The sequence below is a fragment of the Mucilaginibacter pineti genome (assembly GCF_900101875.1).
Classification (GTDB): domain Bacteria; phylum Bacteroidota; class Bacteroidia; order Sphingobacteriales; family Sphingobacteriaceae; genus Mucilaginibacter; species Mucilaginibacter pineti.
The window spans coordinates 35057-53620 of the sequence record NZ_FNAI01000015.1 but is presented as its reverse complement, the minus strand read 5'-3'; the positions used below and the strand labels follow the sequence as shown (position 1 = coordinate 53620).

The window sequence follows — 18564 nt, the reverse complement described above, 5'->3', positions numbered from 1 at the left end:
ATGCAAAATAAGACACATTTCACTATAGACCGCTGGATAACCAGGATAACCGGGATTTTTGCCGGAATCATACTGCTTATTTTAATTGGGTGGGGAATCCTCTCCCTCTACCAGGGCATGAAATATGAGCAAACCAATGATGCGCAGATTCAGGAGTATATCAATCCAATCATTTCAAGAGCAGGAGGATTTATAACCAAGGTGAATTTCCAGGAGAACCAATACCTCAAAAAAGGCGACACGCTCTTAGTTATCGATAACCGCGAATCAACTTTGCAACAAGAACAGGCGGAAGCTGCACTTTTGAACTCCCGGTCGCAACTCGCCGTACTTGAAAGCAACGTAAACAGCCTGAAGACGGCTTCGCTGGTAAATAAATCACAAATTAAAGCGGCCAGTGCTAAACTGCTCAAACAACAGCAGGATTACAACCGCTACACAAAACTTTACGAGGTAGAATCAGCGACTAAACAGCAACTTGAAACAAATAAAGCAAATCTGGATGTCGCCGCAGCGGATTACCAAATTGCCCTGGACAGTTACAAAACCTCATTGGCCAAAGTCAACGATACGGAAGCCCAGCAAAATGTTGTCCGCGCTGATATCAAAAAGTTTCAGGCACTGTTGCAAAGAAACAGGCTGGACCTTAGTTACACGGTAATCCAGGCCCCGTACAATTGCAGGATCGGCAAAAGAAGTATTGAAAAGGGCCAGATGATCGAACCGGGCCAGATATTAGGCTACCTTGTAAATAAAGAAGCCGGCAAATGGGTGATTGCCAATTATAAAGAAACCCAAGTGAACAATATGTATATCGGCGAGATGGCACGAATTGATGCGGATGCCTTTCCGGGTGAAAAATTTGCCGGTAGGATTATCTCCTTATCACCGGCGACCGGGTCCAGCTTTTCCCTTCTTCCGCCCGACAATTCCACAGGGAATTACGTCAAAATCGTTCAGCGTATTCCGGTTCGCATTGAGCTGGAAGGGACTCCCACTGATAACGCCGGATTAGAAGCGGGAATGAATGTCACTGTAACATTGGATAAGGACAAATGAGGACTACAGCGCCTACCTTGATCTTTAAATCATGGTCGCCAAAGTGGCTGGTAAAACTAAGCCTGTTTTTGGTGTATATGCCCAGCCTGGTGCTCTTCTTTTTGCCTATTGCAAATATTAACGCGGCAGCCGGCTTTTATGGGATTGAACAGGCAGATGTACAATATCTTGTTTTTACCTATTATGCCGGTTTCGCTGGTTTCTTCCCGCTTGAAAAGCGATTCTACAGATATTTCGCGATAAAGGACTACTTTCTGTTATTGACATCGTTTCAGATTATCACTTGCCTGTTTTGTTACTTTACGCGCAACCTGGAGCTGCTGTTTATATGCAGATTTTTGCAGGGAATAGCACTCGCCAGTTGCGTTAGCTTCTCGCTGAACCTGGTATTCAATCATATTCAGAATGAAACGGCGCGTCCGATCGGCTTTTCTGTTTTTTTCGGAACCCTGCTAATTATCATCTCCTTCGATAATTTTATTACCGTTGACATCATTGACGCAGTTAATTTTAATGAGGTCTATAAATACATGATGTTCCTCTTTGTTCCCGGTTTGGTGATGATCGGAGTCCTGCTTAACAATGTCAGATTAGGAAAGAAAATCCCGCTATATGCGCTAGACTGGCCAAGTTTCATTATTTACAGCCTGGGAATTTGTCTTTTCTGTTTTATAATGATCTATGGGCAGGAACAATATTGGTTTGATGGCCGCTTCATCTTTTATGCAGCTGCTGCACTCATATTGCTGATCTTGATTTTTATCGCCCGCCAGACTAGCCGGAAGCGCCCGTTGATCAACCTTGCGGTCTTTAAATACCCCAATTTACTAATCGGAGCATCGTTATTGATCGTATTATATATCTGCCGTTTCGGTGCCGCATTAACAAATACCTATTTTTTAGCAGTGCTCAATTTTGATCCCAGAAATGTTTCTTATATCAATTTGTTGAACATCGCGGGAAATATAATCGGCCTTGTCATATCCTGTGCAATGTTAATACAAAAAAGGCCGTTCAGGTTGATCTGGATTTACGGATACTCGTTGGTCCTTATCTATTATACTTGGATGTGCTTTTTGCTGTCGGGCCAGGGCAATGCCAGTGCATATTACATACCGCTAATTGTTCTTGGGATCGGAATTGGCATGTTGATGGCCTCTATACTTTACTTCATTATCACCGCAGTTCCCGCGGCCCTCCGTGACAGCTCATCTGCGCTTTGCGCATTATTCAGGTGTGTCGCATTTTGTACAAGCGTAGCACTCATCAATTACCTCGATCTTAAGCAAAAGACTTTACATTATAATTCGTTTCTGGACCATTATTCAAAAGACAATCCGCTGGTGAAACAAAGCCTGCGGCAAGTAACCGGCATGTTATTGAAAGGAGGAATGCCGAAAGGGCCGGCAGCTGCCGTTGCTAACAGAATCTTATTAAAAAGGGTCCTCACCCAGGACCAGATCAGGTTTACCATCGATTACTATTTCCTGATCGGATGTTTGGTACTGATAGTGCTCCTGATTTTAGCGGCACATCCGATGGTGAAAAAATTATACCTATACCTCAAAAAATCTAATCGCCAAAGTTATGAAAGCATTTGACCACAAGCCGGTAAAACTATTGCCTGCATTTATCGCCTGTAAATGTCCGCGGTGTCGGGTTGGAAATATATTCCGTCATGGTCCCTACGCACTGAAAGCTGGAAAAGGCTTGTATGAAAAATGTTCCCATTGCAACTTTATCTATGAAAAAGAACCTGGTTATTTCTATGGAGCGATGTATGTCAGTTTCGGGCTCGCGGTTGGTGAATTGATCACAATTGCTGTTACCATCTCCATCCTTACAGGGAGCGTTGATCCATGGTATTATGTAATCCCGATGCTAACTATCGTAATTGTGCTGGCTCCGCTCAATTACCGGTATTCCAAAGTGATCCTGATGTACTTTTTGACACCCGGCACACGCTATCTGCCGGAGATGAGCAAAAGTATTAGCAACGTCCAAACCTATAAATAGAAAATTGCTTAGAATCCTTTAATTGTAAAATTTACAAGCGATCATCGCTGGACTATCTTACAAACCAAATCTGGCACCTAATTTCAATCTGCGGTCAGTTTAGATTTGAAGATTTACCGCTTATATGAAAACACCATATGGTTTTGGGCAACTGATTTTGCGGCTCGCGCTGGGGATCGGATTTATACTTCCGACGTTAGACAGGTTAGGCTTCATGGGCCCTCCCGGGTCGCCAAAAGTTGCTTGGGGAGACTGGTCGCATTTTGTAAACTATACAAACGTATTAGTCCCTTTTGTAAGCCGGGGTGTCGCTCAAATGCTTGCTTTTTTAGCTACTGCTGCCGAGGCACTTTTCGGTGTTACCCTGATTATCGGATTCAAGGTCAAGTGGATGGCATTGGGCAGTGCAATCATCACCTTAACTTTTGCAGTGAGTATGATGTTTGCTCTTGGTCTCCTCGCGCCATTTTCCTATCCCGTCTTTGTTTTCACAGGCGGGGCCTTGGTGCTTTCGGGATTAGGGGAATACCAATGGAGCTTTGATGAATTGATCGCAAAAAATAACGATTAACAATAAAAATGTTTATGAAAACCAGGTTGAATTTAAACGATATGTTTCCGGAGGCTTACAGACATCTGAAGGAGATAGACGCACAAATAAAAGCACAGGGGTTAAATCCTCTTTACTTGGAAATGATCAAGACCCGTGCCTCCCAGCTAAACGGCTGCGCCTACTGCCTTAATAAACATGTCCAGGATGCGATTAAGTTAGGTGAAGATCCAAAAAGGATGTATGTGCTCAGTGCATGGATGGAAACCCCCGATTGGTTTACCGACGAAGAGCAGATCATTCTTCGTTTGACAGAGGAGATCACTCAAATCGGCAGTCATGGGATCAGTGATGAAGTTTATGACCAGGCGATTACGCTGTTCGGTGAGCAGAAGACAGCATTCCTGGTTATGGCAGCAATCAACATTAACTCGTGGAACAGGATTGGAGTGGGATTAGCACTTCATCCGGTAAGGTAAAAATGGAGAAAAAGTTATGGAAATAAAGAAGGCGATGACCAAAGCGGATATCGAATTCTGCAGACAGGTGATATTGGAGTTCAGACCGAACCTAGATGAAAAGCATTTCGTTGATCAAATTCTCGCGATGATCAAAAACGAGGCTTTCGAGTTGATTTATATCCCGGCGGAGGATAATGCGAAGGCTGCTGCTTTTATCGGTTTTAGAACCATGCAGCTATTGAGGACCGGTTCGATGATCTATATCGATGACCTGTTTACTTTGCCCGAAGCCCGCGGTAAAGGCTATGCCAGCGCATTATTGGACTATGTGAAACGGCAGGCGGAAACAGCAGAAATTGCCTCAGTTCATCTTGATAGCGGCTATATGCTCCATGACGCCCACAGGCTATACCTGAATAAAGGCTATGTACTCGCCTGTAATCATTTTGCAAAGAAAATAGCTTAATCTACCAGAAAGCAGATTAAAGGATCATAAATTATGGAAAAAAAATTCAAATCAAATTCCCAGGAGTCGGTGCGAATGTTTAAAAGCGGCCTTTTGGAAAGCCTGTCAAAAGTTCACTTCACCGTGCCGATTTTCGTTTATGGCCCGGTGATCATTTACGGGTTCTATCGTGCGTTTAGCAATTCTTTGCCAATTGCTTTTATTCCCGTAGAAATCCTTTCCGGATTATTTATCTGGACGTTCACTGAATATGTAATGCACCGCTACCTGTTTCATTCAATTCCACCCGGAAGAATGGGGGAGCGCCTGCATTTTGTCTTTCACGGGGTGCATCACGATTATCCGAGTGATAAAGGCAGATTAGTTATGCCGCCATCTCTAAGTATTCCCTTAGCGACAGGATTCTATTTTCTATATAAAGCGATTTTACCTTCGGAATTCGTTTGGGGGTTTTTCGCCGCCTTTTTAACCGGGTACCTGATCTATGATATCGGTCATTACGCCATTCATCATTTCAATTTTAAGAGTGGAATTTTTAAAAAGATCAAACAGCATCACATGCTTCACCATTACCAGGAACCGGAAAAAGGCTATGGCGTAAGTTCGCCGCTATGGGACCGAATATTTAATTCGGGTTTTAAAGGAAATAAAAGAGAGTCGCGTTTACAATGACTCATTAATGCGAAAGAATGAAATAAAAGAATACATGGGCCTGTGAAGACTCTTATCAAGATGCGAACCAACTGTCCGGCTAAAATAATCCAGCTGCTCCATACGCGGGTTTTAGCGTTCATTCTATTCTTATCGAAATAAGTTACCGGATCCTGCAAAGCCTTCGAATTACACCAGGCTGGGATGTGAACTGCAACTAACCGATTTTAAAGCCGGGCAATTACCGGCGGACAAACTTGACGAGATCAAAAGCTGCAGGCGAAAGGCAACATAGTGGCCATGGCCGGGACGGGATCAATGATGCCCCGGCATTAGCGCAGGCGGATATCGGCATCGCCATAGATACCGGAACGGATGTAGCGATAGAAAGCGCCAAAATGACCCTCGTAAAAGGAGACCTGAAAGGCATCCTTCAGGCCAGGAACCTGAGCCATGCCGTCATGAGGAACATTAAACAAAATTTGTTTTTTGCTTTTTTCTATAATGCGCTGGGCATCCCTGTGGCGGCAGGTGTCCTCTATCCGTCTTTTGAGTTGTTACGCTCCCTGATGAACGCCGCGCTGGCCATGAGCCTAAGTTCGGTATTCGTCATCCTTAATGCTCAGATAAACAAGTGGATCAGCTGTTGCCAAAAATCATCCGGCTCAGCCGCAACCGGGTCGAACAACTCGTCGATCCGGTCTGAAAATTCTAATAGTTCTGTACTCATGATCAATGCTTTAATGACGAACAAATTTACCGGAAGAGCAGCGGAAAAAAAATGAGTATGGTCACCCCGGCCGCTGTCCTGCATCATTATTTTAGCGGCTGGCATTAGCCATCTTTGGCTATGAAAACCTCCGTTATCTTCTTTTATACGCTGTTACTGGCCTATAGTGGCTTAGGTTGTTTAGCAGCTACAGCCGTAAACGCAGACAGTCTTTCCCTTGAGATCCGCCGCCAATTGGGCAGTTCTGCCGGCAAAAAATTGTTATTTCCGCAAAGCGTTAAACGTTTCTATGCGTCCAGGTCCTATCATTCCGCATGGTTTAAACCCCAGACGGGAGAAGGGCCAACCTGGCAGGCGATGCTGCTGATCGATTGTACGGAACAATTTGGCCTTGCAGGTGTAAACTATCACCAAAATGAATTATCGTATAATACCTTACATGACATTTTGGAAACGCCGGGCACCATCAGCGCAGCCAGACAGGCCCGCTTTGATATGCTCCTGTCTGACGCCATGATCGCCTATATGAACCATTTACATTATGGCCGGAAAAACCCGGTCTATCCGGCCGGCAAGGTGGATGGCGGGATCACTGATGCTTTCCATGCCGAAAAAATGCTGATACGTGCGGTCGGGCAAACGGACCTGATCAGTGTGATCACCAGCGTTCAACCCACTAGTAAGCAATACCGGGATCTGCAGTACCAGTTGTATATGTTACTTGGGGTTCATTCCGGGGATAATTACCAGGTTTCCGCGGCGGACATTAAAGGCATGACGCTGAGTATGGAACGTCTCCGCTGGGCTTCGGCCGCGGAAGGCCCTTTTATCCAGGTCAATATCGCCGCTTACACCTTAACCCTCTACGAGCCGGATTCAGCCTACGTTTTCAGGATCATTGTCGGGAACCCCCAGCACCAGACCGCCCGCATACCAGGTGCCATCAGCAACCTGGTAACGGCAGCCGCTGAGGACTCACCCCGGATGGCGCTTCCCCGTCTTTCCACGTTACTGCCGGAAATCATCCCTGAAAAACCTGCGGATCGATCTAACCTATCCTATCCGGGGGCGGCTGGTTCTTTTACCATCAGGCCCCAGGGCAGTCGTGAACAACAACAGTTTGGCCGGGCACAGCGGGATCTGAGCGATGGCAGTATCCGGGTAGCGCACCCGGAAAAGCTGGCAGCGCTGTTGTTACGCTATGACGGCGCGGAAAACAAGGTAGCCGGCATGAAAAAGGCTTTACATGCAGCGCAGGTCCGTACTTTCCATTTAAAAAAGAAAGTTCCGGTGAAAATAACTTACCTGACCTATTTGATGACAGATGGTGAACTGGTTATCTATAAAGATATTTACGGGCTTGACCGGTCCCTGGAAAAAGCCCTGTTTCCCGGCAATACCCAATTCGTAATAAATTATTAATTATCAATACCGATGATCAATAAAGCTGAAATACAATTCCTGGACGGTCCGCAGTCACGCTGGAAAGAGCTGAAGTTTACTATTCAGACGATGACGCAGCTGATCCACGGATTCCGGGCGCTGCACTTTGTCGGGCCCTGCATTACCATTTTCGGCTCAGCCAGGTTCAAAGAGGACCACCCTTATTATGCGCTGACCCGAAAAGCTGCTGCCGCATTTGCCCAGCTGGGTTTCACCATCCTGACCGGCGGCGGGCCCGGCCTGATGGAAGCGGCCAATCGCGGTGCCCGTGATGTTGGCGGCAGATCAGTTGGCTGTAATATCCAGTTGCCGGTAGAACAGCAACCCAATCCTTACCTGGATAAATGGGTGTATATGAAGCAGTTTTTCCTGCGGAAGGTGCTGTTGGTCAAATATTCCTTTGCTTTTGTCGTTATGCCCGGCGGGTATGGCACGATGGATGAGTACTTCGAGGCGCTGACCCTGATCCAAACCCATAAGATCAAGGACTTTCCGATCATTATTTTCGGTAAAGCCTATCACCAGGAGCTGATCGCCTATATCGCGCAAATGAAAAAGGATCAGACCATCGGCGAGAACGACAACCGGTTGTTCCTGGTCACCGACGATATTGAAGAAGCTGTTGCGCTGATCCGGGAAAAAAGCATTAAAGCGTATGGCCTGAAGCCCAAAAATAAGATCAGGCCGTTCAAATGGCTATTCGAACGGTCCTGAATTTGCCGCTAAAACAGCGGAACCCGATCAGCAGGAAAGGGATAGACCAATAAAGGAAACGCCGCATGTGCCGCCATTTTTTTGGTGTGGCTGGACCTTAAAAAGAAATCGGGGAAACTGGTCCTCCGGTGAACCATGACGAGCATACCCGGCTGTTCTATTTCGAGAACGGCATTTAACCCTTTCTTTACATGCCGGTTAGGTATGTTACGGTAATTGATATGCCGGTAATCAACTTTGAGTACCATTTCTTGCATAAATGCGTTAACCCGCTGATTATGTTCGCTATCTGAAGGCACTTCAGGATCTACATTGACGATGGTGATATAGGCGGAAAATGCTTCGGCCAGCCGGGTAAGCGCATTGATATAAACGATATCGCCGCTATCCAGGTCGGTGGCGAAAACCAGTTTTTCCAGATCTGCAACCGGGGCATTATCCGGAACCAGTAAAAGCGGCAAACCCGCGGCATCGATCAGCTCCCTGCAATTATTGCCCAGCACGAAGGTCTGTATCCTATCAGCGCCATGAGTAGCGGCCACCAGCAGGATGAGTTCCTTATTTTGCTCCAGTAAAGACAGCGTCGCGGCGACCGGCGCCTCTTCACATTGCCAGGTAATGGCCGGCAACGGGGTTCCTGGTGCATTTTTTGATCTCAGCTCCTTTTCCAGCTTTTCACAGAGTTCCTTTAAACTACGTTCAGCATCTGCTTTGGTAGATTCATATTCATTTACCGGCCAGGATATCTGCCCCGCCGCCATGGCTATATCGGAAGGTACTAGGAAGGCGTTGAACAGGAGGATATCGGCTTTGACCCTTTGCGCCAGGTACAGTGCGTAGCGCGCCGCTTGTATGGAGCGTTCAGACAGGTCAGTAAGTACAGCTATTGTTTTCATCCTATAAAATTGATCATAAAAGCCGGCCCATAAAATGAGCGGCGTCACTAAAATTCATTGCTTTCGGAGACCGCCCCCGCTCATTGCCTTGTTCATCTTGCGATAAAACCAGTATTTGGCGAGCTCCGCGGAGAACATATAAGCCGCGATGATCAGCAGCATCCAGCTATAGTAGGTTAGGGGCAGCCGGGTAAAGCCGAACCAAAGCGCCGCCGGCATTAAAGGCAGCGCCAGCACCAGCAGCAGTACCGCAACGGTGGCAACAAGCAGGTACTTGCCCGGCAGGCTTTTGAAAAATGGCAGCCGGGTGCGGACCACCAATACGATCAGGGTAGCCGAGATCACCGATTCGATGAACCAGCCGGTCTGAAATACTTTTTCATCCGCATGGATGATCAGCAGCAAGACGCCAAAGGTCAGGTAATCGAATACCGAACTGAGCAGTCCGAAAGTGATCATAAAGCGTTTGATAAAGCCCAGATCCCAGCGCTGGGGCGACTGGATATTCAGCGCATCGACCCGGTCGGTCGCGATGGTCATTTCGGGAAAGTCGGTCATTAAATTCGTGAGCAGGATCTGCTTGGGCAATAAAGGCAGGAATTTCAGGAACAGGGATGCGCCCGCCATACTGAACATATTGCCGAAATTGGCGCTGGTCGCCATGAAAATATACTTCATGGTATTGGCAAAAGTCTTACGGCCTTCGATGATCCCATCGACCAGCACGTCCAGGTCGCGGCTCAATAGCACGATATCCGCCGCTTCCTTGGCGACATCCACCGCGGTATCTACCGAGATACCGACATCAGCGGTATGCAATGCCGGCGCATCATTGATCCCGTCGCCCATGAAGCCAACCACATGGCCCGCTTTTTTCAACAGGGTAATAATACGTTCCTTTTGATTGGGCTCTACTTCCGCAAAAATATCGGTCAGCGGCGCCTGGTGGCTCAGGGCGGCATTGCTCATTTTCTGCATGGCCGCACCAGTCAGGATAAGGGGTTTTTCAATACCGATCTGCAAAGCCAGGCTTTTCGCCACCAGCGCATTATCGCCGGTGATGATTTTGAGCTTCACGCCGAGGTTATTGAGCTTACCCAGCGTAGCGGCCACGCCGGGTTTTGGCGGGTCAAACAAAGTAATAAAGCCGAGGAAGACCATGTCCTTTTCATCGGCCTTGGTGAAATCCTTAGCTGCATCGCCGGGTTTATAGGCGACCCCTAAGGTTCTGAACCCAGCCGCGCTTAAAGCTTCGTATTGCTTGAGTATCGCTTCTTTGCCTGCAACAAGACTGCTTACTTTACCATCGCCGGATTCTATTTTGGTACAAATGTCCAGGACAATGCGCAGCGCGCCCTTGGTAACGGCGAAATTTTCTTTTCCGTTTTTGACCTGTATCGTTAGTCTTTTGCGGATAAAATCATAAGGAATTTCCGTCTGAACTGTATAAGCGGGCTTCGCGCCTTTATGACCCAGGCAGATCGCCTCATCGATCGGGTTATGAAAACCCTGTTGCAGCGAGGCATTCAGCCAGGCATATTGCAAAACCTTGTCACTGTGCTGTCCGTTACTGTCCAGCGTATCTTTCAGCTTCACCTTGCCCGCGGTGATCGTGCCGGTCTTATCCGAGCATAAAATATCCATGCTGCCAAAGTTCTGGATAGACGATAAGCGTTTAACGATGACCTTTTGCTTAGCCATACGCCGCGCGCCGGTGGCCAGGTTAACGCTGATGATGGCGGGGAGCAACTGCGGCGTTAAGCCCACGGCCAGCGCCAGGGAAAACAAAAAAGAGTCCAGCACCGGTTTATGCAAGAAGACATTAATAGCGAAGATGACGAGCACCAGCACCAGCGTAATCTCCATCAGCATATAACCGAACTTACGAATGCCTTTTTCAAAATCGGTTTCCGGCACCTTAGCCTGCAGGCCGGCCGAAATTTTCCCGAACTCGGTTTGCAAGCCGGTTTTCATCACCAGCACACTGGCCTTTCCGCTGATCACATGACTACCCATAAAGAGCGCATTGGTTCTTTTGGCCAGCGGCGTATCGGCAGGTAAAACACCGGCGTTCTTTTCCACTGGGTAGGTTTCGCCGGTAAAGGCGGCCTCATCCACGAAAAGTTCCTGCGAGTCCAGGATCAGGCTGTCCGCCGGGATGACATCACCGGCCGACAAAAGCACGATGTCGCCTGGAACTACCCCGTCCAAAGAGATTTCCCGTGACTTTCCGTCCCGGAGTACCGCGCAATGCAGGGCCACCATTTTTAAGAGTTCGGCTACCGCGTTGGCCGCGCCGCGCTCCTGCCAAAAGCCCAGCAGGCTGCTGATCAGAACGATCGTTAGGATAATCACCGTATCGGCCACATCACCCAGCGCCGCTGACAATAGTGCCGCTACGATCAGCATGATCGTAACCGGGCTTTTGAACTGCGACAGAAATAAAAAAAAACCGGATGACCGGCCGTTGGCTTTGATCGTATTGGGGCCGTATTGCTTGCGCCTTACGGCCGCTTCCTGTCCGCTCAGCCCTTTGTTACTGCAGTTGAGGCCGCTTGTGGCTTCTGCTTCGCTTAATTGCCAGAAACTACCCGGCGCGGTATCTTTGATCTTTTCCAATTTATGGGGTTGAGGGGGCATATAATTGTTCCTGGTACTCCCGCACCATCCGGCCGGCTTCAAACATCGGAACGACATCCTTTGCCGCCTTTCTAAGGATGCTGAGCCAATGCTTTTTCTCATTATAATACATCGGTATAACGGTCTGTTCCAGCGTATCCATCAGGCTCAGGTTTTCCAGGCGGTCCTTTTCCGTTACGGGGAGTTCATCGGCTGCGGGCCGGATCAGGAAAGCGTTTTCCCCATCTTTGGCAAACTCGGGTACCCAGCCGTCAGGCAATGACAGGTTGATACTGCCGTTCATGGCAGCGGTCATCCCGCTGGTGCCCGAAGCCTCCCGGTACATCCTTGGATTGTTCAGCCAGACATCCGATCCTTTTTTTAACAAAGCGGATAAGCCGAGTTCATACCCCGTCAGCACGGCGCAGTTAGCGAATGGTTTTGCCCTGCTGATGATCTGGTTGAACAGTCCGATGCTTTCCATATCTTCCGGGTAAGGCTTTCCCGCCCAGATGATTTGTACGGGGAGGGCGCTGTTATTAACCAGGGCTATAAACCGGTCCCAGTCCCGCATCAGCAGGTCGGCACGTTTATAGCCCGCAAAGCGCCTGGCCCAGACGATGGTCAACACCTCTTCTTTAAAAAGTTTGCCGCATTGATCGGCCACTACTTTGAATAATTCCCGTTTGAGTTCCTTTTTCCGGTTAATGATCGCTTCATCCTGATCAGCGGCCATAGCCTGGTCGATCAGCGGATCCGCCCAATAGGCTTTATTCTGCGCATTGGTGATGGAGATGATCTCGCAAACGGCCGGATTGCTGCCCCACATCTGCCGGGCGACCTCGCCGTGCAGTTTGGAAACGCCGTTCGCTTTCCGGGCGAACTTAAGCGCCGCCAGGGTATAATTAAAATTATCTCCCTCCAGGCCCAGTATAGACCTGGCCTCGTGCGCCTGCAGGTGATAGAAAAACGACATTTCTTTGAGCAGGTCATAGCTATGCGCTTCGTTACCCGCCATCTCCGGCGTATGTGTGGTAAAGACGACCCGCTTTTTCACTTCTTCCAGGCTTTTATATTTGCTGAGCAAATAAAAATTCAGGGAAACCGAATGCCCTTCGTTCATATGGTAAACCTCCGGCTCCATACCTAACCTATCCAGCAACATAGCGCCGCCAATACCTAAAACAATGGTTTGGGCGATCCGGGTCGTTTCATTAGGATCGTACAGGCTGTGGGTGATGGATCTGGAAAGTTCATCGTTTTCCGGCACGTCCGTGCTTAACAGCAACAGGGGCGCTGATCCGAAGGTTTCCGGTTTCAGCAGCCAGGCCCTCACGTGGACAGGGGCATCGTGCACGGTTACCGTAAATATGATCCCGGTATCCTGTAAGAACGAATAATCCTTTTCAATGAATTCCGGCTTCATCAGGCCATTGCCGTCCCGGCCCTGGTCGTAATAGCCATATTTCCAAAGCATACCGACCCCGACCAGGTTTTGTTTCCGTTCATAGGCGCTGCGCAGGTGCGAACCGGCCAGAAACCCCAGTCCGCCACTATAAATTTTCAGTGACTGGTCGATCGCGAATTCCATGGAAAAATAAGCGACAGGGGTATTGTATTTTTCATCCGGCGTATAGCCGAGAATTTCATTGCGGGTCATCGTAGTCAGGCGATATTCTATAAGGTTTATATGCAAAGCTGGGATCGGTCAGCATTTCAATTTCTTCTTTTTGGATATTGGCATCCACCAGGTTAATGTTCAGGTCCTCATAATGATCCATCCGGTACTGCAGCAGTTCTGGCAAACCTTCCGCTCCCCTTTCGATCAGTTGCGCAATATAAGCCTGCGCACCATCCTTTGCCTTCTCCATCGCCTGCCCGATATCGCTGAACAGCAAGCTATCCCGGTCCAGGGTCAGCGTACCTGAAGGTTTGGCGCTGACGGGTTTAAAGTCGTTAACCGGGATTTCGGTAACGGCGGTATCGTTTAAATTTACCCGGTAATATTTATAATAACGGCGCATCCCGCCCTGTTTTATGCTTTCCATTTCCAGTTCAGTATTTCGGGCATATCCTTGCCATTCGTGTTGATATAATGTTTATGTTCGATCAGTTTATCCTGAAGCTGTTGTTTGAGATAAACCCCTTTGCTGCCGGTTTGCGGCAGGCGGTCGATCACATCCATCACCAGGTGGAAGCGATCCATCTCGTTCAGTACGGTCATGTCAAAAGAAGTCGTGATAGTACCTTCTTCTTTATAGCCGCGCACATGCATATTTACATTATTCGCGCGGTTATAAGTCAGGCGGTGTACCAGCCAGGGGTAACCATGGAAGGCGAAGATCACCGGTTTATCCGTCGTGAAGAGTTCGTTATAGTCCTTGTCGGTCAGTCCATGCGTATGCTCGGTGCTCTTCTCCAGCTTAAACAGGTCGACCACGTTGATGACCCTGATCTTCAGTTCCGGCAAATGCTCCCTTAAGATGGAAACCGCCGCCAGAATTTCCAGCGTAGGCACATCGCCGCTACAGGCCATGACTACATCGGGATCTGCTTCCTGGTCATTGCTCGCAAAATCCCAGATGCCGATACCACGCGTACAATGCGCCACGGCCTGTTCCATGTTCAGCCATTGCGGTGCGGGGTGCTTGCCCGCCACGACGACGTTCACATAATGATAGCTTCGCAGGCAATGATCCATGACTGATAATAAACAATTGGCATCGGGCGGTAAATAGACCCGTACGATCGTCGCTTTTTTATTCACCACATGGTCGATAAAGCCCGGGTCCTGGTGGGTAAAGCCGTTATGGTCCTGTCGCCATACGGTGGAAGTCAATAAAATATTGAGCGAGGCGATCTTGCGCCGCCAGGATAGTTCGGAACTAGCCTTTAACCATTTGGCATGCTGGTTAAACATCGAATCGACGATATGGATAAAGGCTTCGTAGCAATTGAACAGGCCATGCCTGCCGGTCAGCAGGTAGCCTTCCAGCCAGCCCTCGCACTGATGCTCGCTCAGCATTTCCATCACACTGCCGTCAGCAGCCAGAAACTCATCATGTTCGGCAATCGGCGCGTCCCATTGGCGGTTGGTTGCTTCAAAGATGATATCCAGGCGGTTAGATACCGTTTCATCCGGGCCGAAGATGCGGAAGTTGCGTTTTTCCTGATTCTCTTTGATCACGTCGCGCAGGAAGCGGCCGCTGACATAGGTATCGCCTTCACCGTCTGCGCCTGGCGCATCCACGGTTACCGCGTAGTTCCGGAAATCGGGCAGGCGCAGATCGCGCAATAAGTTGCCGCCGTTGGCGTGCGGGTTGGCGCCCATCCGGCGTTCGCCTTCGGGCGCCAAAGCCTGTAGTTCCGGCAATAATTTACCTGCTTCGTCAAACAGCTCCTCGGGCTTATAACTTTTCATCCAGTTTTCCAGGATCTGCAGATGTTCCGCAGGTGCACTTGCGGAAACCGCCAGCGGGATCTGGTGTGCCCGGAAGTTACCTTCAATTTTATAGCCGTGTACTTCCTTGGGCCCCGTCCAGCCTTTGGGTGACCGCAAGATGATCATCGGCCAGCGCGGACGCTGTCCGTTCGGGTGTTCCGCATCATATTTGACCTGTTTGATCCGGTCCACCGCGTAGTCCAGGGCAGCTGCCATGTCCCGGTGCATTTGTTCCGGCTCATCGCCTTCCACAAAGATGGGGTTCCAGCCATAGCCCCGGAACAGTTGCTCCAGTTCTTCGTGGCTGATGCGGGCCAGCACCGTCGGGTTTGAAATTTTATAGCCGTTCAGGTGCAGGATGGGCAGCACCGTTCCATCGGTCAGCGGGTTGAGAAATTTATTGGAATGCCAGGCGGTAGCCAATGGCCCGGTTTCGGCTTCCCCATCGCCGACTACGCAGGCGACCACCAGGTCCGGGTTATCCATCACTGCTCCAAAAGAGTGGCTTAAAGAATACCCCAGTTCGCCGCCTTCATGGATCGAGCCGGGTGTTTGCGGTGACGCATGGCTGGAGATCCCGCCGGGATAAGAGAACTGGGTAAAGAGCCTTTTCAGGCCTTCTTCGTCCTGGGTGATGTTCGGATAGACTTCGGTATAGGTGCCCTCTAAATAGGTTCCGGCAACTACCGCCGGCCCGCCATGACCAGGGCCGGAAACATAGATCATGTTCAGATCGTATTCCCTGATGATCCGGTTAAGGTGGGTATAAATAAAATTCTGGCCGGGCGTAGTTCCCCAATGGCCCAGCAGCATATTTTTTACATGCTCCAGCTTCAGCGGTTCTTTCAGTAAAGGGTTGTTCCGCAAATAGAGCTGCCCCACGGACAGATAATTGGCCGCGCGCCAATAAGCGTTCATTTGTTGCAACAGCCCGGGCGGCAAGGGGTTTTCTGGTATATTGATTGCTGATGATTCCATTTTTGATCTAAAATTTATGTAGCGGTGTTGGTAAAGTTAAGCGAAGGGAGGTTCCCAAAAAATGATCATCATCATTATCAGGATAAGGATGATCTGCGTCACCCTAAACATACAGAGAAAGCGCAATTAACAGCCAACCGGGTCCAAAAAATGATCACGATCACTTTTTCACCTGAAATTAATTATATTTAGTTTGACTTGTAATCTTGATATTTGCGATTATGGAAAATGCGGCCCTTTTAAATGCAATTATTGCGAATGCCATCGATGGTATCATTACCATTGACAACCGGGGCTGCATTGAATCTATCAACCCCTCGGGCTGTAAATTGTTTCAGTACACCCCCGAAGAAGTTATCGGTAAAAACGTTTCCATGCTGATGCCGCCGCCGGATAAAGAGCAGCACGATGAATACCTGGCACGTTACCAGCGGACCGGTCAGGCGCATATCATCGGTATCGGCCGAGAAGTAAAAGGCCTGCGAAAAGATGGGTCCATTTTCCCGTTCCGGCTGGGGGTAAGCGAAGTCGCTTATTCCGGTAGAAATATATACACCGGTTTTATCCATGACCTGAGCCGGGAAAAAGAAGCGGAGGAGCAATTAAAAGAATACGCGGCACAACTGGAAGAACAGGTGGCTGAAAGGACCCAAAGCCTGCAACGCCTGGTACAAGCCCTGGAGCTGGCCAAAGAAGAGGTCAGTGAATCCCTGGAAAAAGAAAAAGAACTCGGGATCTTAAAGAGCCGGTTCGTGTCGATGGCCTCGCACGAGTTCCGGACCCCGCTGAGCGCTGTACAATTATCCGCCTCCCTGATCGAAAAATACGCCCTGTCTTACGGGAACCCCAATATCAGCAAACATGTCGGCAAGATCAAAAACGCGGTAGGCAACCTGACGGCTATCTTAAATGATTTTCTTTCCCTTGAAAAACTGGAAGCGGGAAAAGTAGAACCGGCTTTCAGCAGCTTTGACCTGGTCAAACTGGCAGAAGAGATCACCGAAGAAATGCAGTTGCTGGCCAAACAGAACCAAAACATTATCTACCAGCATACCGGTACGCAGCATATGGTCCGGCTGGATCAGAACCTGCTCAAAAACTGCGTGGTCAACCTGATCGGCAACGCCATAAAATATTCCGGGGAAAACACGTTTATTGAATTTAATACCGAAATCAGCGAACAGGGGTGCCAGGTTACCATTAAGGATAACGGTATCGGCATACCGGAAACTGACCAGAAACATTTATTTGAAGCCTTCTTCCGTGCACATAACACGGGCAATATACCCGGCACCGGCCTGGGATTGAATATCGTTGCCCGGTATGCCGACCTGATGCATGGCCAGGTGAGCTTTAAAAGCGAAGTGAACCAGGGCACCTTATTTACTATTTCATTACCGATCCTATGAGCAAAAAAGTACTGATCATCGAAGACAATGACGATATCCGCGAAAATATAGCGGAAATACTGGAACTGGCCGGTTATACGGCCCATACCGCCGCCAACGGAAAAAAAGGCGTGGAACTGGCCATACGGGAGCTGCCCGACATTATCCTGTGCGATATCATGATGCCGGAGCTGGATGGCTACGGCGTACTGTATATGCTGAATAAGAAACCCGAAACCGCCGCGATCCCTTTTATCTTCCTGACGGCGAAAGCCGAGCGGGTCGATCTGCGCAAGGGCATGGAAATGGGCGCGGATGATTACCTGACCAAGCCTTTTGATGATATGGAGTTGTTAAACGCCATTGAAAGCCGGCTGAAAAAGAAAGAGATCCAGTTGAATTTTTACAGTAAATCGCTGGACCGGCTCAACAGCATTGTCTCTAAAAGCGATGGCCTGCTGGAATTAAAAAAGATCATCGAGGAGCGCAAGGGCCGTGAATTCAAAAAGAACCAGGTGATCTATTACGAAGGGGATAAAGGCAATAACCTTTTCCTGGTCATGAGCGGACGGATCAAAACCATCAAACTGGCGGAGGACGGACGGGAACTGATGACGGGCATGTTTTCTGCCGACAGTTACTTGGGAGTCAATGCTTTGTTATCCGGCGAAGCCTTTACGGATACGGCGACCGCGCTGGAAGATAGTTTATTGTGCCTGATCCCGAAGGACCAGCTGGAACAACTGCTTGACCTGTACCCCGTCGTTGCGCGCGAATTCATCAAATTACTCTCCAATGATATCCGGGAAAAAGAGGATCAGCTCATGCAGCTGGCCTACCATTCTGTCCGCAAACGGATGGCCGAAGCCATGGTGCGCCTGTCCCGCGGTGAAAATTCCGGGGCGGAAAGTTTCCGTATCTCCAGGGAAGATCTCGCCGCGATGGCCGGCATGGCTACCGAAACGGTCAGCCGTACCTTATCGGATTTTAAGGACGAGGGCCTGATCGACAAAAAGGGCAGTACGATTACCATTCTGGATATGGCGCGTCTGGCCAAAATGAAAAACTGACGCAGATCACTTTTTTTACTGATACTGCTCACGTGGGGGGAGCTTTGGACCGGTAGTTTTGTAGCTAAACAAAATTATAGC

General features: G+C 48.9%; 17 protein-coding genes. 12 read left to right on the top strand and 5 right to left on the bottom strand.

All coding sequences use genetic code 11. From position 1 onward, the window contains the following. The 10 genes from BLS59_RS24905 (at position 1) to BLS59_RS24860 (ending at position 8090) form a co-directional block, all read left to right on the top strand. Positions 1–1059 carry an HlyD family secretion protein gene (locus BLS59_RS24905; protein WP_091154101.1) on the top strand — a complete coding sequence of 353 codons (1059 nt, stop codon included), beginning with the start codon at positions 1–3 and terminating at the stop codon, positions 1057–1059. Continuing rightward, positions 1056–2660 (top strand): efflux MFS transporter permease, encoded by a 1605-nt coding sequence (locus BLS59_RS24900; protein WP_091154096.1) that lies wholly within the window; start codon positions 1056–1058, stop codon positions 2658–2660. Before BLS59_RS24905 ends, BLS59_RS24900 begins: the two co-directional genes overlap by 4 nt. Further along, a complete protein-coding gene (locus BLS59_RS24895) occupies positions 2647–3075 on the top strand; it encodes a DUF983 domain-containing protein (protein WP_091154092.1) in 429 nt (142 codons plus the stop codon). The genes BLS59_RS24900 and BLS59_RS24895 overlap by 14 nt, the downstream gene beginning before the upstream one ends. Before the next feature lie 124 nt (positions 3076–3199). Beyond that, positions 3200–3646 (top strand): DoxX family membrane protein, encoded by a 447-nt coding sequence (locus BLS59_RS24890; protein WP_091154089.1) that lies wholly within the window; start codon positions 3200–3202, stop codon positions 3644–3646. Positions 3647–3660: 14 nt separating this feature from the next. Then, the gene (locus tag BLS59_RS24885; protein WP_091154491.1) at positions 3661–4104 is read left to right on the top strand and encodes a carboxymuconolactone decarboxylase family protein; all 444 of its coding nucleotides are present in this window, start codon (positions 3661–3663) and stop codon (positions 4102–4104) included. Between the two features lie 16 nt (positions 4105–4120). After that, entirely contained in the window at positions 4121–4552 is a 432-nt protein-coding gene (locus BLS59_RS24880; RefSeq protein ID WP_091154085.1) for a GNAT family N-acetyltransferase, read from the top strand. Between the two features lie 33 nt (positions 4553–4585). After that, positions 4586–5224, top strand: a complete 639-nt coding sequence (locus BLS59_RS24875; RefSeq protein WP_091154082.1) for a sterol desaturase family protein — start codon at positions 4586–4588, stop codon at positions 5222–5224. 236 nt (positions 5225–5460) lie between these two features. Continuing rightward, a complete protein-coding gene (locus tag BLS59_RS24870) occupies positions 5461–5988 on the top strand; it encodes a hypothetical protein (protein WP_449406545.1) in 528 nt (175 codons plus the stop codon). Between the two features lie 65 nt (positions 5989–6053). Further along, positions 6054–7355: a L,D-transpeptidase scaffold domain-containing protein gene (locus BLS59_RS24865; protein WP_091154079.1), complete on the top strand. Its 1302-nt coding sequence runs from the start codon at positions 6054–6056 to the stop codon at positions 7353–7355. A 12-nt stretch (positions 7356–7367) separates the two neighbouring features. Further along, positions 7368–8090 carry an LOG family protein gene (locus tag BLS59_RS24860; RefSeq protein ID WP_091154075.1) on the top strand — a complete coding sequence of 241 codons (723 nt, stop codon included), beginning with the start codon at positions 7368–7370 and terminating at the stop codon, positions 8088–8090. A gap of 8 nt (positions 8091–8098) precedes the next feature. Here BLS59_RS24860 and BLS59_RS24855 read toward each other — a convergent pair whose 3' ends face one another. The 5 genes from BLS59_RS24855 to BLS59_RS24835 are packed head-to-tail and all read right to left on the bottom strand — an operon-like array spanning position 8099 to position 16025. After that, positions 8099–8986 (bottom strand): universal stress protein, encoded by an 888-nt coding sequence (locus tag BLS59_RS24855; RefSeq protein ID WP_091154072.1) that lies wholly within the window; start codon positions 8984–8986, stop codon positions 8099–8101. Positions 8987–9040: 54 nt separating this feature from the next. Continuing rightward, positions 9041–11605 carry a magnesium-translocating P-type ATPase gene (gene mgtA, locus BLS59_RS24850; RefSeq protein ID WP_240315334.1) on the bottom strand — a complete coding sequence of 855 codons (2565 nt, stop codon included), beginning with the start codon at positions 11603–11605 and terminating at the stop codon, positions 9041–9043. A 1-nt stretch (position 11606) separates the two neighbouring features. Continuing rightward, the gene (gene glgP, locus BLS59_RS24845; RefSeq protein ID WP_091154065.1) at positions 11607–13265 is read right to left on the bottom strand and encodes an alpha-glucan family phosphorylase; all 1659 of its coding nucleotides are present in this window, start codon (positions 13263–13265) and stop codon (positions 11607–11609) included. Then, entirely contained in the window at positions 13252–13653 is a 402-nt protein-coding gene (locus BLS59_RS24840; RefSeq protein ID WP_091154062.1) for a hypothetical protein, read from the bottom strand. The genes glgP and BLS59_RS24840 overlap by 14 nt, the downstream gene beginning before the upstream one ends. Then, positions 13641–16025 carry a phosphoketolase family protein gene (locus tag BLS59_RS24835; protein ID WP_091154059.1) on the bottom strand — a complete coding sequence of 795 codons (2385 nt, stop codon included), beginning with the start codon at positions 16023–16025 and terminating at the stop codon, positions 13641–13643. The genes BLS59_RS24840 and BLS59_RS24835 overlap by 13 nt, the downstream gene beginning before the upstream one ends. A gap of 221 nt (positions 16026–16246) precedes the next feature. Between BLS59_RS24835 and BLS59_RS24830 the strand changes: the two genes are divergently transcribed. Next, complete coding sequence (locus tag BLS59_RS24830) at positions 16247–17434, top strand: sensor histidine kinase (RefSeq protein WP_091154056.1); 1188 nt, start codon at positions 16247–16249, stop codon at positions 17432–17434. Then, positions 17431–18483 carry a response regulator gene (locus tag BLS59_RS24825; RefSeq protein ID WP_091154052.1) on the top strand — a complete coding sequence of 351 codons (1053 nt, stop codon included), beginning with the start codon at positions 17431–17433 and terminating at the stop codon, positions 18481–18483. The genes BLS59_RS24830 and BLS59_RS24825 overlap by 4 nt, the downstream gene beginning before the upstream one ends. The last annotated feature ends 81 nt before the right edge of the window (positions 18484–18564 follow it).